The sequence below is a fragment of the Jannaschia seosinensis genome (assembly GCF_001408515.1).
GTDB classification, from domain to species: Bacteria; Pseudomonadota; Alphaproteobacteria; order Rhodobacterales; family Rhodobacteraceae; genus Jannaschia; species Jannaschia seosinensis.
In genome coordinates this window covers 1-14,543 of sequence record NZ_CYPR01000199.1, presented here as the reverse complement: position 1 = coordinate 14,543, position 14,543 = coordinate 1, and the positions used below count along the sequence as shown (strand labels likewise).

At 63.1% G+C, this 14,543-nt stretch carries 14 protein-coding genes; all 14 read left to right on the top strand.

The window, feature by feature from the left end; genetic code table 11:
* The first annotated feature begins 52 nt into the window (after positions 1–52).
* Positions 53–1,567, top strand: a complete 1,515-nt coding sequence (locus JSE7799_RS14800) for an ABC transporter substrate-binding protein (RefSeq protein ID WP_055664294.1) — start codon at positions 53–55, stop codon at positions 1,565–1,567.
* 59 nt (positions 1,568–1,626) lie between these two features.
* Complete coding sequence (locus JSE7799_RS14795; protein WP_055664293.1) at positions 1,627–2,571, top strand: ABC transporter permease; 945 nt, start codon at positions 1,627–1,629, stop codon at positions 2,569–2,571.
* Positions 2,571–3,470, top strand: a complete 900-nt coding sequence (locus JSE7799_RS14790) for an ABC transporter permease (RefSeq protein ID WP_083480613.1) — start codon at positions 2,571–2,573, stop codon at positions 3,468–3,470. Before JSE7799_RS14795 ends, JSE7799_RS14790 begins: the two co-directional genes overlap by 1 nt.
* 15 nt (positions 3,471–3,485) lie before the next feature.
* Positions 3,486–5,276: a gamma-glutamyltransferase family protein gene (locus JSE7799_RS14785; RefSeq protein WP_055664292.1), complete on the top strand. Its 1,791-nt coding sequence runs from the start codon at positions 3,486–3,488 to the stop codon at positions 5,274–5,276.
* 2 nt (positions 5,277–5,278) lie between these two features.
* Positions 5,279–6,034: a DUF1028 domain-containing protein gene (locus JSE7799_RS14780; protein ID WP_055664291.1), complete on the top strand. Its 756-nt coding sequence runs from the start codon at positions 5,279–5,281 to the stop codon at positions 6,032–6,034.
* 1 nt (position 6,035) lies between these two features.
* The gene (locus tag JSE7799_RS14775) at positions 6,036–6,869 is read left to right on the top strand and encodes a sulfite exporter TauE/SafE family protein (protein ID WP_245624905.1); all 834 of its coding nucleotides are present in this window, start codon (positions 6,036–6,038) and stop codon (positions 6,867–6,869) included.
* A 2-nt stretch (positions 6,870–6,871) separates the two neighbouring features.
* Positions 6,872–7,555: a FadR/GntR family transcriptional regulator gene (locus JSE7799_RS14770; protein ID WP_055664290.1), complete on the top strand. Its 684-nt coding sequence runs from the start codon at positions 6,872–6,874 to the stop codon at positions 7,553–7,555.
* 625 nt (positions 7,556–8,180) lie between these two features.
* A complete protein-coding gene (locus JSE7799_RS14765; RefSeq protein ID WP_055664289.1) occupies positions 8,181–11,042 on the top strand; it encodes a monovalent cation/H+ antiporter subunit A in 2,862 nt (953 codons plus the stop codon).
* A gap of 1 nt (position 11,043) precedes the next feature.
* Positions 11,044–11,409, top strand: a complete 366-nt coding sequence (locus tag JSE7799_RS14760) for a Na+/H+ antiporter subunit C (protein ID WP_055664288.1) — start codon at positions 11,044–11,046, stop codon at positions 11,407–11,409.
* Complete coding sequence (locus JSE7799_RS14755; RefSeq protein ID WP_055664287.1) at positions 11,406–12,953, top strand: monovalent cation/H+ antiporter subunit D; 1,548 nt, start codon at positions 11,406–11,408, stop codon at positions 12,951–12,953. Before JSE7799_RS14760 ends, JSE7799_RS14755 begins: the two co-directional genes overlap by 4 nt.
* Before the next feature lie 3 nt (positions 12,954–12,956).
* Positions 12,957–13,448, top strand: coding sequence for a Na+/H+ antiporter subunit E (locus JSE7799_RS14750; protein WP_055664286.1), 492 nt, complete (start codon positions 12,957–12,959; stop codon positions 13,446–13,448).
* Positions 13,445–13,714: a K+/H+ antiporter subunit F gene (locus tag JSE7799_RS14745; protein ID WP_055664285.1), complete on the top strand. Its 270-nt coding sequence runs from the start codon at positions 13,445–13,447 to the stop codon at positions 13,712–13,714. Before JSE7799_RS14750 ends, JSE7799_RS14745 begins: the two co-directional genes overlap by 4 nt.
* A 9-nt stretch (positions 13,715–13,723) precedes the next feature.
* Positions 13,724–14,086: a Na+/H+ antiporter subunit G gene (locus tag JSE7799_RS14740; RefSeq protein ID WP_055664284.1), complete on the top strand. Its 363-nt coding sequence runs from the start codon at positions 13,724–13,726 to the stop codon at positions 14,084–14,086.
* Positions 14,087–14,179: 93 nt separating this feature from the next.
* On the top strand, positions 14,180–14,543 hold a 364-nt coding region (locus JSE7799_RS14735), incomplete at its 3' end, for a transposase family protein (protein WP_503089890.1).

The following is a 14,543-nucleotide window of genomic DNA, read 5'->3' as shown; positions in this document are numbered from 1 at the left end:
CGAAGAACCGCCCGCAAGAGGCGGCAGACCCTCAGCAAGGAGAAGACCAGAAATGACCCTTACACGCATGACACTCGCCGCCGCGCTTCTGGGGGCGACGGCCCTCGGCGCACAGGCGCAGGATCTCAGGATCGCGCTGCAATCGGATGCCGATGTGCTCGATCCTGACCAGTCGCGCACCTTCGTCGGACGGATCGTCTACGCATCGCTTTGCGACAAGCTCGTGGACATCACGCCCGACCTCGAGATCATCCCGCAACTCGCCACCGGCTGGGAATGGTCCGACGACAACAGCTCCATCACCTTCACCCTGCGCGAGAACGTGACCTTCCACGACGGCACAGCGTTCGACGCCGAGGCCGTCGCGCGCAACATCGCGCGCAGCCAGACGCTCGAAGAAAGCCGGCGCAAGTCCGAACTGACTTCGGTCACGGGCACCGAGGTCCTTGGTGAATACGAGATCCGCATCGACCTCGCCGGTCCGGATGCAACGCTTCTCGCTCAACTTGCCGACCGCGCAGGCATGATGATGTCGCCCGACGCATTCGACGAGGCGGGCGCCGATTTCGGGCTGAACCCCGTCTGCTCGGGTCCCTTCGCCTTCGATGAGCGGGTGGCTCAGGATCGGATCGTCCTGACGAAGTTCGACGGCTACTGGAACGCCGACGAGATCAACTTCGACAGCGTCACATTCCTGCCGATCCCGGACACGACCGTGCGTCTGGCAAACCTTCAATCCGGCGACATCGACATCCTCGAACGTCTGGCCGCGACCGACCTGGAACAGGCGCGGAACGATGCCGGCATCAATGTCGAAAGCGCCGTTTCACTCGGCTATCAGGGCATCACCTTCAACGTCGACAACGGGGAACGCGGCGACAATCCGTGGGGCAACGATGCTCGCCTGCGGCGCGCGCTCAGCCTCGCCGTCGGCCGCGACATCATCAACCAGGTCGTCTTCGAAGGCGCTTTCGCGGCCGGCAATCAGCCCTTCCCGCCGAACTCGCCGTGGTACGACGAGGACCACCCGATCCCCGAGCGTGACGTTGAGGCCGCGCGGGCGCTTCTGGAGGAGGCCGGATACGGCGACGGCATCACCCTCGAGGTGCAGGTTCCGAATACAACCGTTCCGCTCCAGCTGATGCAGGTGGTCCAGTCGATGGCCTCCGAAGCCGGCATCAATATCGAGATTACATCGAAGGAGTTCGCCACGCTTCTGGAGGACCAGTCCGCAGGCGATTTCACCGCCAGCCAGATCGGCTGGTCGGGCCGTGTCGATCCCGATGGCAACATCCACCAGTTCGTCACCACCGAAGGCGGACTCAACGATTCCGGTTACTCGAACGAAGAGGTCGACCGGCTTCTCGACGACGCCCGCACCACGACCGACGAGGCCGAGCGGAAGGAGTTCTACGATCAGGCACGCGACATCCTGAACGAGGATGCGCCGATCGTGTATCTCTACCACCAGACCTGGATCTGGGCACTCGACGACGACATCGAGGGCTTCGTCCCCTACCCGGACGGCATGATCCGCCTCGAAGGCGTCACCAAGACCGAGGGCTGATCCCTCCACCGGCCCCGTGCACTGCGCGCGGGGCCGCCCCCGAAGCCAGAGTGCCGCCGATGCTGTCCTTCATCCTCCGCCGCCTGCTGATTGCGATCCCGACGATCATTCTGATCTCGGTCTTCGTCTTCGCGTTGCAGAAGCTGTTGCCGGGCGACCCTGTCCTCGCGATGGCGGGCGAGGAGCGCGACCCGGCAACGATCGAATATCTTCGCGAGAAGTACCGGCTGAACGACCCGATCCCGGTGCAGTACCTGACCTGGGTCGGCAACGCGCTGACCGGTGATCTTGGCATATCGCTGCGGACCAACCAGCCCGTGCTGGAATTGATCGGCGAGAAGCTTCCCGTCACGATCCAGCTTGCCACGATGGCGATGATCTTCGCGCTTGCGATCGGTATCCCGGCGGGCATCCTGTCGGCGGTCCGCAAGGGCACCGTCACCGATTACGTCGCGAATGTCGTGGCGCTATCGGGCCTGTCGATCCCGAACTTCTGGCTCGGCATCATGCTGATCCTGCTGGTCTCGGTGAAATGGCAGCTCCTGCCTGCCTCCGGATACGTCCCGTTCGACGAGGACCCGGTGCGGTCGATAAAGGTGATGATCATGCCGGCCTTCGTCCTCGGGACGGCGCTCGCCGCCACGCTGATGCGCCATACACGCTCCGCGATGCTGACCGTGCTGACGTCGGATTACGTCCGCACCGCCCGCGCCAAGGGTCTATCGGAGCGGCGGGTGATCCTGAAGCACGCGTTCCGCAACGCGCTGACGCCCATTGTGACGCTCTCGGCGCTGCTCTTTGGTGAACTCATCGCCGGCGCCGTCCTGACCGAGCAGATCTTCACCGTGCCGGGCTTCGGCAAACTGGTGGTCGATGCGGTCTTCAACCGCGACTACGCCGTCGTGCAGGGAATCGTCCTCGTCACCGCCGTGGGCTTCATCGCCATGAACCTCCTGGCGGATGTCGCCTACGTCCTTCTCAATCCGCGCCTGAGGAAGCAGTGATGGCACAGGTCGCTACCCCGATCACGGTTGACGCCGAAAGCGCGAACGATCCCGTCCTCGATCGGAAGCCCGAGAACCGCGTCTGGAGGAAGTTCCGCACCCACCGCTCGGCCATGCTGGGCGGCATCCTCGTCACGTTCTTCGTGGCCGTCGCGATGCTTGCCCCCGTCCTGCCGATCCCCGATCCCGTCGCGACCGACTGGGGCGCGGTGCGTCAGGCTCCTTCGGTCACCCATCCGTTTGGCACCGACGAAATCGGCCGCGACGTGCTCTCGCGCATGATCTGGGGCGCGCAGGCCTCGCTTCTCGCGGGTGTCGTTTCGGTCCTGATCGCGGTCCTGATGGGCGTGCCGCTTGGCATCGCCGCCGGCTATTTCGGCGGCTGGATCGACGCGGTGATCTCGCGTTGCACCGAGGCGCTTCTGGCCGCGCCGTTCCTGATCCTCGCCATCGCGCTCGCGGCTTTTCTCGGGCCGTCGCTCACCAACGCGATGATCGCCATCGGCATCTCGGCCACGCCCCTCTTCGTGCGCCTCACCCGCGGGCAGGTGCTCTCCGTCGCGACCGAGGATTACGTCGACAGCGCGCGGGCGATCGGCCTCCCGACACACAAGATCCTCGCGCGCTACATCCTGCCCAACATCCTGCCGCCCGTTCTGGTGCAGGCGACGCTGACCGTGGCGACCGCCATCATCGCCGAGGCGTCACTGTCGTTTCTGGGCCTCGGCCAGCAGCCTCCCGCGCCCTCGTGGGGCTCCATGCTGAACACGGCGAAGAACTTCCTCAATCAGGCGCCGTGGATGGCGCTCTGGCCCGGCATCGCGATCTTTCTCGTGGTGCTCGGCTTCAACCTGCTGGGTGACGGGCTGCGTGACGCGCTCGACCCCCGGGAACAATAACGAACCAGAGGCCCCATGAACGATTTCACCACCCGCCCCGACATCCGCGGCACCTTCGGCGTCGTCACTTCGACGCATTGGATCGCTTCGGCCGTAGGAATGTCGATCCTCGAAAAAGGCGGCAATGCCTTCGATGCCGCCGTCGCCACGGGCCTGGTCCTGCAGGTGGTCGAGCCGCATCTGAATGGCCCCGCGGGCGACCTGCCGGTCATCTTCCACAGCGTGCAGACCGGCAACGGGGTCGTCGCGGCTCAGGGCCCTGCGCCCAAGGCTGCCACGATCGCGCACTACAAGGCGCAGGGGATCGAGTTGATCCCGGGCTCGGGTCTTCTTTCCACCGTGGTCCCGGGCGCCTTCGACGGCTGGATGTTGATGCTGCGCGACCAAGGCACGATGACGATCCGGGAGGTGATGGAGCCTGCGATCTTCTATGCCCGCGACGGCCATCCGATGCTGCCCCGCGTGGCCGATACGATTACCGGGCTGGCCGAGTATTTCGCTTCGGAATGGCCCAGCTCGGCCGAAACCTGGACACCCGATGGTCAAGTGCCGGCGCCCCACGCGCTGTTTCGCAATCCCGACCTCGCCCGCACCTATGAACGTCTCGTCGAGACGGCGGAGGCGGCGGGCGACGACCGTGTGGAACAGATCGACGCCGCTCGGACCGAATGGGCCGAAGGCTTTGTCGCCGACGCCATCTTCGAATACCTGAAGGATGCGGAGGTTCACGACGTCTCGGAGCGAAAGAACCGCGCCGTTCTGGCCCCCGCGGATATGGCCGATTGGCGGGCCGAGATAGAGGCGCCGCTCGCCTACGCGTATAATGGCTGGACGCTGCACAAGACCGGCCCTTGGGGTCAGGGCCCCGTGCTCCTCCAGACGCTGGCGATCCTGAAACATTTCGACCTCGCATCGATGGATCCGATGGGCGCGGATTTCATTCACACGGTCGTCGAGGCAATGAAGCTCTCCTATGCCGACCGCGAAGCCTATTACGGCGACCCGAAGCACAGCGAGGTGCCGATGGAGCATCTTCTGTCCGACGCCTACAACGCCGAGCGTGCCGCGTTGATCGGGTCCGACGCGTCGGCCGAACAGCGTCCGGGCCGCGTGCCGGGACTCGAGCATCAGGCGGATGCCTATATCGCCCGCGCCGCCCGTGACTTCGGCGTCAGCGGCGTTTCGGCCCAGGAACCGACCATGGCGCACCTGACAGACAAGAAGGGCGACACCGTACACCTCGATGTCATCGACCGGTGGGGCAATTGCGTGGCCGCCACCCCGTCGGGCGGCTGGCTGCAGTCGAACCCGGTGGTACCGGGCCTCGGCTTCCCGCTCAATTCGCGCGCGCAGATGTTCTGGCTCGAAGAGGGCCTGCCGACCTCCCTCGCGCCCGGTCGCCGTCCACGCACCACCTTGACGCCGACCTTGGCCGAACACGAAAACGGCAACCGCCTTGTCTTCGGGACCCCCGGCGGCGATCAGCAGGACCAGTGGCAGCTTGTCTGGTTCCTGCGCTTCGTTCATCACGGCTTGGGCCTGCAGGAGGGGATGGACGCCCCCCTGTTCCACACGATGCACTTCCAGGGATCCTTCTTTCCGCGCGCCGTGAAACCGGCCGAGATGATGATCGAGCCCAATGTCGGCGAAGACTGCATCGCCTCCCTTCGCGCACGCGGGCATCACGTCACCGTGGCGGCACCATGGACGGTCGGACGGCTTACGGCGGCACTTCGGCGTGCAGACGGGACCCTCACAGCCGCCGCGACGCCCCGGTTGATGCAGGCGTATGCGGTGGGTCGCTGAAAATGACATACTCGATCATCGCACGCCTGCCGGAAACCGGTGAGATCGGCATTGCCGTGGCCTCCCGGTTCTTCGCCTGCGGCGCCATCGTTCCGCACATCGGCACCCGCTCCGCCGTCGCGACGCAGTCGTTTGTGAACCCGATGTGGGGGACCGAAGGCCTGTCCCGTCTTGAGCGTGGAGAGCCGGCAGAAGCCGTTCTCGCCGATTTCGTCGACCGCGACGGGGGACAACATATCCGCCAGTGCCACATGCTCGACGCGGCGGGAAAATTCTCGGCCCATACCGGAGCCGACTGCGTCGATTGGTGCGGACACCTGACTGGTGAGACCCATTCGGTCGCGGGCAACATGCTGACGGGCGAGGCGGTGGTCCGCGCCACCTTCGATGCCTATGCCGAGGCCCCGAACCTGCCGCTGCCGGAACGGCTTCTTCATGCCATGCGCGCCGGGGAAGCGGCGGGCGGCGACAGGCGCGGGCGTCAGGCGGCGGGATTGAAGATCCACCGCGGCGAAACCTATGCCATCCTCGACTTGCGCGCCGACGACCACGCCGATCCTCTCTCCGAACTCGACCGCCTTCTCGACGTCTCGCGGGAGCGTTACGTGCACGTCGCGCAAGTCTTTGCAACATCGGACAATTTCGCCGGCAGCATGGACCGTGCGCCGATCGATGCGGCCATAACCGCCGAAGAAGACCGACGCAGGGAGTCCGGCATCCCAAGCCGCTCGCAAGCGACAGACACACAAGGCGCCTGACGTGGAAGACCAACTGGGAGCTCTCGTTTCGACAATCGCCCTGCCTGCCATTGCCGCCGGGATCTTCGGCGGCATTCTCGCGGGCCTCCTCGGCGTGGGCGGCGGAATCGTCATCGTCCCCGCTCTTTATTTTGCGCTTTCGTTGACAGGCATGGATGCGGGTCAGGTCATGCAGCTCTCGGTCGGCACATCGCTGGCCACGATCATCTTCACCTCGCTCAGCTCCTCCTGGGGCCACTACCAGCGTGGCGCGATCGATTTCGATCTTCTGAAGCTCTGGGGCCCGTCGATCCTCGTGGGCGTCGTTCTCGGCGGCATCTTGGGCGGCGTCGTATCGGGCCTCGCCCTGATCGCGGTCTTTGCGATCGTAGCCCTTCTCGTCGCGCTCGACATGATGTTGCGAGGCGGCGGTGACATCGACAGCCCGCGCAGCTTCTCGAAACCCGTCTGGGGTTTCTTCGGGGTCGTTGCGGGCATGATCTCGGCCATGATGGGCATTGGCGGCGGCACTGTATGCGTGCCGCTCCTGAGCTTTCTCGGCTACGAGATCCGCCGCGCTGTGGGCACTTCTGCCGCGATCGGCTTCATCATCGGCCTGCCCGGCGCGATCACCTACATCCTCACCGGGTTCGGGCAGGAAAACCTACCGCCGCTCTCGCTCGGGTACGTAAACATTGCCGCTGCACTCATCATCATCCCGCTCACAATGGTCTTCGCCCGCGTCGGCGTCGCGATCGCCCATAGGATACCACGCCGCGCCCTGCGGCTGACTTTCGGGCTGTTCCTGCTGGCCACGTCGATCCGTATGTTCATCGACCTTTACAGGGCGATCTGATCATGGCCGACGAGGGGGGGCTTGTTGAAAGACTGAGCGAGTTGCTCGCATCCGGCGAGGTGCCCGTCGACGGTCGCCTGCCCGCCGAACGCGATCTTGCCGAACGCTTCAGCGTCAGCCGCGCAAAGCTCCGGCTGGCGCTTGATCGCCTTGAGAAGGAGGGCACGATCTACCGGCGTCAGGGCCGCGGAACCTTCGCCGCACCGCCTGTCTCGCACGGATCGACGGCACTCTGCCGCCTTGCCCGCGAAGCGACGCCGCAGGACGTCATGGAAGTTCGGTTGGAGATTGAACCCGCTCTTGCCGCCCATGCCGCCACACGGGCAAGGAACGGCGATCTCGCGCGGCTTGAACAGCTCATGCTGGCGACCATCGATCTGGCGGAGCGGGCGACCTACGAGACCGCCGACGACATTTTTCATTACAACATTGCGGTGCTCGCGCGGAACCCGCTCTTTCTCGAGATCTACGATTCCATTCGCACAGTTCGAAAGCTTGCCGCTTGGGGAAACATTCGCCGTGAGAGCCACACGCCGGAGGTCATGGCTAAGTTCGGTGAACAACATCGGGCCCTCTTCGCCGCGATCTCCTCCCGCGATGGCCCCAAAGCTGCGCGCCTGATGGAGGAGCATTTGCGCGACGTGAACCATATGGTTCTGCGAGGGGTCAGGCATTCCGGCGCATAGCTTTTTCGGCGCGTGACCGTCGCGCCCACAACGCGCAGCCTTTGGCGTTCGCGTGGCGCCACTCCAGCCGGGAGGTTCGGATTGAGGTCTGAGTTCTTGTGGAGCTCTGACCGGCTGCTCCCGCAAGGAGCAATAGCAGACTGTCTGACATAACCTACCTGCACCTCAGTCAGTGGATGATGAAAAGTGCTGCTTGGCGTCGAGTATCTGGACGCCGTGGGAATCTGGTCGATCACAGTGCGGCTTAAAGGCGCACCAGTCTCGACGAGACCTTATCGGGAACTTCGACAGAAGCAATAACTGCAGCCCGTCGATTATAGACGCTCGAAGGCCGACCAACGTTCATATTCCGGTCAATAACGTTTCAGCCGCTTACTGCCAGCCGTCGGGGCACCGAGGTCACCTTTCCGTTGATCTCCCCCAGAAAAGGCACCGTGGCTCAAGATGCAGGTCGGCAAGATGCTCTTGGACTGCAGAACAAAGTTTGTTGGGTGTCGTGTGCTTGTGAACAGGGGACAGGATCCGTATCCCCGTCCGGGACTTTGCGCAGGATCGACCTTGCCAAAAAGAAGGCGGCCCTGCGAAAAGTGTGTGATGGTGTGGGATGGAAGATAAGGACATTTAAATGACCGAAGGCCATCAGGTCCTTTTTTTCATCGCGCTGCTCCCTTTCATCGGCGCTCTCTTACCGGGATTGATGATTCGCGCTGGACGCACGGCCTGTGCGAGTTTCACGGCCGTGCCCACGGCGCTGGCGCTCGTCATGCTGCTGACCCTCGCTCCGGCAGTGTTGCGCGGGGAAGTTGTCCAGGCGGAAGTCGAGTGGTTGCCACAGCTGGGCCTGTCACTGTCGTTCTTTGTCGACGGGCTAGGACTTCTGTTCGCATGCATGATCCTCGGCGTCGGTCTGTTGATCACGCTTTACGCACGGTTCTACCTCTCGAGCGCGGACCCGATGGGGCAGTTCTATACGTATCTGCTGCTGTTTCAGGGCGCGATGCTGGGCATCGTCATCTCGGACAACATCCTGTTGATGCTCATTTTTTGGGAGCTGACATCGCTCGCGTCCTTCCTTCTGATAGGTTATTGGAAGCACCTGCCCGAGGGCCGGCAAGGCGCGCGCATGGCGCTTGCCGTGACGGGCGGAGGCGGGCTTGCCCTGATCGGCGGCATGCTGATCCTCGGCGACATTGCAGGTAGCTACAGCCTGACTGAAATCCTGCAGCAGGGCGAAGCGATCCGGGCGTCGGATTGGTATCTGCCTGCGCTGATCCTGATCCTGCTCGGCGCCTTCACCAAGTCCGCACAGTTCCCGTTCCACTTCTGGCTACCGCATGCGATGGCCGCGCCGACGCCGGTTTCGGCCTACCTGCACTCGGCCACGATGGTGAAGGCTGGCGTCTTCCTGATGGCCCGGCTGTGGCCGGTTCTGGCGGGGACCGACGCGTGGTTCTACATCGTGGCCACGACTGGCTTAGTGACCATGGTTCTCGGCGCGCTGATCGCGCTGTTCAAGGACGATCTCAAGGCGCTCCTCGCCTTCTCCACGGTCAGTCATCTCGGTCTGCTGACGATGCTTCTCGGCTTCGGGACACAGGCCGCGGCGGTGGCGGCTGTGTTCCACATTATCAATCACCTGACCTTCAAAGCCGCGCTCTTCATGACCGCCGGCATCATCGACCACGAGACCCACACCCGTGACATCAAGCGTCTGGGCGGATTGCGCCACCTGATGCCCGTCACGTTCGCGATCGGGACGGTGGCGGCGCTGTCGATGGCCGGAATTCCGTTCTTCAACGGCTTCCTCTCCAAGGAAATGATGTTGGAGGAGGCATCCCACACCGGTTGGGCCGGCAGCGCCTATGCCGTCCCGGTGCTGGCGACGCTCGGCGCACTCCTGTCGGTCGCGTACTCCCTTCGCTTCATCGGGCACGTATTCCTCGGACCTGTGCGCGACGATTATCCGCACAAGCCGCACGATCCGCCGTTCGGGATGTGGGCGGCGCCCGCGCTCCTGGCCGTTCTGGTTGTTCTGATCGGCGTGATGCCATTCTTGGCCGAGGGGATCGTCACTGCTGCCGCAAGCGCGGTCACGGGCACCGACCTGCAGCCGTACCTCAAGATCTGGCACGGATTCACCCCCGCGCTCTGGATGTCGATCATTGCCGTGATCGGTGGCGCCGTCCTGCTGCTGCTTCATCGCCCGCTCGACCGGATCTGGATCTCTGCGCCGCGGCCCGAAGCAAAACCGATATTCGATGGGATCGTGACGGGGGCAGCGGCGCTGTCGCGGCGGGTCGCCGAAGGCACACATAATGGCGCGATCAGCCGCTACCTCGCGATCTTCGTGACCGCATCGGTGGCGCTCGGCGCCGTCGCCTTTTCCGGTAGCGGGCTGTCGGAGCCGACGCGTCAACTTCTGCCCGTCCCTGCGGTGGTGGCCGTGGGCTGGCTCATGTTGATCGTCGCCACAGTTGCGGTCGTCACGATGCACCACCAACGGTTCCGCGCATTGGTTCTGGTCGGTATCATCGGGCTGTCGATTTCGGCAGGCTTCGTTTATCTCTCCGCGCCCGACCTCGCCTTGACGCAAATCTCGGTCGAGACGGTCACGATCATGCTTCTGCTGCTTGCGCTGCACTACCTCCCCAAGACGACCCCCAAAGAGAGCCCGTTGGGCATGAAGATCCGCGACGGCCTCATCGCACTCGCTGCAGGCGGTGGTGTCGGTGCGCTGGCCTACGCGTTTCTGTTCCGGGACATCGACACGATCTCGGATTACCACCTCGCCAACGCCTATGAAGGCGGGGGCGGGACGAACGTGGTCAACGTCATCCTGGTGGATTTCAGGGGTTACGACACGTACGGTGAGATCATCGTCCTCGGTATCGCAGGTCTGGTCATCTACGCGCTGATGCATGCCCTGCTGGACGGGCCGGCGGCGCGGCGACTGAAGAACAGCGACTATACCCATAACCGCTCACGGGACCGGCATCCGATGATGATGGTAGTGGCGACGCGCGTCCTGCTGCCGATTGCGGCGGTGGTGGGAATTTACATCTTCCTGCGCGGGCACAACCAACCGGGTGGCGGCTTCGTCGCGGGACTGGTGGTCGCGATTGCGATCCTCATGCAATACATGGCATCCGGTTTTGCCTGGACCGAGGCCAGACAGCGCATCGAGTACCACACCATGATCGGCGTGGGGATCGTTGTGGCGGGACTGACCGGCGCGGGTTCCTGGCTGGCGGGGCGCCCCTTCCTCACGAGTGCCTACACGTACATCAACTTGCCTCCGATCGAGGAGTTCGAGTTGGCAACGGCCATGATCTTCGATCTGGGCGTGTTCCTGACCGTTCTGGGCGCAGTCATGCTGATGCTCTACAGCCTGTCGCGAATTGCGCGGCATAGTGGTGAGACGGTGAATACCGAACCGATGGATTACGATCCCGCCGAACGAAGCACCCAGAGCGGGGCGGAAAGCTGATATGGAATTCATCATCGCAAGCGCGATCGGCGTCCTGACGGCCGGCGGCACCTACCTCATCCTCCGGCTGCGGACCTTCCCCGTCATTCTCGGGCTCGCGCTGCTGTCATATGCCGTCAACGTCTTCCTGTTCGCCAGTGGCAGGCTGGCCATCGACATGGCACCGATCCTGTCGAAATATGGCGATCCGAGCTACACGGACCCCCTGCCCCAGGCGCTGGTCCTGACGGCAATCGTGATTTCGTTTGGCATGACGGCCGTTCTCGTGCTGATCGGGCTCGGCGCCTTCCTCGAAGCAGAAAGCGACCGCATTGATATGGACCGAGGCGAAAGCGACAGCGACCAGAACAAGGATGCCGCGCAATGATACATTGGATCATCGCGCCCGTCATTCTTCCGGCGCTGCTTGCACCCATCATCGCTTTCGTCATGCGCCACGACATCACCCTCGCTCGGGTGACCTCGATCTTGGGCACCGTCCTTCTGCTGGCCATAGCCATCGGGCTCACGATCCTTGCGGCCGGCGGAGAGACGAACGTCTATCGGCTGGGGGATTGGCCGGCGCCCTTCGGCATCGTGCTGGTGCTCGACCGTCTCTCGGCGCTGATGGTCCTGCTGACCGCGATCCTTGCCCTGATCGTGCTGATCCATGCCGTTGCCACGGGGTGGGACGCGCGTGGCCGGCATTTCCACGCACTGTTTCAATTCCAGCTCATGGGCATCTGCGGCGCCTTTCTGACGGGGGACGCCTTCAATCTCTTCGTATTCTTCGAAGTGCTCCTGATCGCGTCCTACGGGCTGATGATCCACTCGGGTGGTCGCGAGCGTATGCGCGCCGGCGTGCAATACGTGGTGATGAACCTTGCGGGCTCAACGCTGTTCCTGTTCGCGCTCGGCACGCTCTACGCAAGCACCGGCACCTTGAATATTGCCGATCTTGCCGTTCGCATCTCACAAATACCTGTTGAGGAAGCCGCGCTGGTGCGGGTTGCGGCAATGCTGCTGATGGTCGTCTTTGCGGTAAAGGCCGCGCTTTTTCCGGTTCAGTTCTGGCTGCCCGCAACCTACTCGAACGCCCCTGCCCCGGTCGCGGCGCTTTTTGCGATCATGACCAAGGTGGGTGCCTATGCGATCCTTCGCTTGCACACGACAGCCTTCGGCCCCGGCCTTCCGGCGACGGAAGGAATGGCAGGTGCCTGGCTCTTTCCGGCGGCCATCGTCACCATCGCCATCGGGGCTTTCGGAGTACTGGGCGCGCGCCGGTTGATGCCTCTCATCGCGTTTTCGGTCGTGGGCTCCATGGGTACGCTCTTCATTGCCGTCGCTGTCTTTTCGCCCGATGCCACGACTGCAGCACTCTACTACATCGTCCACTCGACATTCGCCGCCGCATGCCTGTTCCTGATCGCCGATCTCGTGATCGCAAGGCGGACGGAAGACCGGCTGACAACGATGCCTCCGATCGCCCAGAACGGATTGTTCGCTGCGCTGTTCTTTGCCGCCGCCATCGGCATGGCCGGGCTGCCGCCATTGAGCGGGTTCCTTGGCAAGCTCCTCGTACTCGATGCCCTGCGGGTGCCGGGACTGATGGGATGGGCCTGGACTGCGGTTCTCGCGGGATCGCTCTTGACCATCGTCGGCTTTGCCCGCGCGGGCAGCACCCTGTTTTGGAAGCCTTCGGCGGTGGTGGCGAACGCTTCCGGTACGGTGGTGGTCCCCGGGGAAGTCGTTCGCCCCGCCACCAGCGTCACGCCGGCCGAAGTTGCGCCGTCAATCGCAGCGCTGGCGACGCTTGCCGCATTGTCCATCTTTGCCGGACCAGTCTCGGCTTATCTCGATGCAACATCGGCTCAACTTTTCAATCGCACCGGCTACGTTTCAGCGGTTCTGAATCCGGTGGAGGAGAACTGACCGATGCTGACGCGACTTATCCCGCATCCCCTGCTGAGCGTCACCTTGCTGCTGGTCTGGCTGGGCCTCGTGAACACGCTCACATTGGGCAGTGTTATCCTCGGCGCCGTGATCGGTCTCATCGTCCCGATGCTCACGGCAGCTTATTGGCCCGAACGACCGAAGATCGGCAAACCTCTGCGCGTGGTGGAATATGTACTGATCGTTCTTTGGGACATCGTCGTCGCAAATTTTCAGGTCGCGGCCATCCTGCTGTTTCGCCGCACCCAGAACATCCGTTCGAAGTGGATTCCTGTGCCCCTTGATCTTACCTCGGCCGAGGCAATCACGGTCCTCGCGGGAACGATCACGATGACCCCTGGAACCGTGTCCACAATGCTTTCGGCGGACGGAACGAGCATCCTGGTGCATTGTCTTCACACCGATGACCCGGACGAAGTGCGCGACACCATCAAGTCGCGCTACGAACGTCGGTTAAAGGAGATATTCCAATGATCGAAGCAGCGCTCTTGTTCACCACGACGTGCTATGGCGTGGCACTCCTGCTAAACCTCTGGCGTATTGCGTCAGGGCCCGACGCGGCCGACCGAATCCTCGCACTCGACACGATGGTCATAAACGTGATCGCACTTCTTGTACTTTATGGAATTTGGCGCGGAACGGCCATCTACTTCGAGGCGGCTATGCTTGTCGCCATGGTCGGCTTTGTCTCGACCGTGGCCTATTGCCGTTTCCTGCTGCGCGGCGACATTATCGAATGAGGTGAGAGAATGAATTTTGTCGCAGAACTTCTAATTGCCGTTTCTCTCGTCATCAGCGGCATCTTCGGATTCGTCGGATCCTTCGGGCTGGTAAAGCTGACATCGACCGTGCAAAGGCTCCATGCGCCCACCAAAGCGACGACGCTTGGCGTTGGCGGCATCTTGGTGGCATCCATGATTTTTTTCTATGCAAAGAACGGTCACCTGTCGGTGCATGAGTTGCTGATCACGCTCTTTCTTTTTCTTACAGCGCCGGTCACCGCAAGCTTCATCGCAAAAACTTACATGGCTCGCAACGTAAGCAAAAGAGAGTTGCCTGAAACTAATGGCAAGTACGGCTGGTCAATTTATGACGACTGCCCAGATACCTAATTGTTCCGTCCCGGATGATCACCTTTCCCCGCGACGATCCGCGCTCTTCATGGCAAGATCGGTTCTGAGGGACCTTCGAGACGGGGCACGACCATGCTGATACATCTTCACAAGCAGGCCACGACCACGCCGAAGGTGCGGGCGGCGATCCAGGCGAGCACGGAGCCTGCTCCGGTGCTGGCCGAGCGCTTCGGCATAACGGAGCAGACCGTTTACAAGTGGCGCAAGCGCGACAGCGTCGCGGATCGCAGCCACACGCCGCACAGGCTCCAGACGACGCTGACACCACCGCAAGAGGCCGTCGCGGTGGCCCTGCGAAAGGCGCTGCTGGTGTCGCTGGATGATCTGCTGGCGGTTGTGCGGGAGTTCCTGAACCCGAACGCCTCGCGCTCGGGGCTGGATCGCTGCCTGCGCCGGCATGGCGTGGGAAACCTGCGCGACCTGAAGGCCAAGGCGG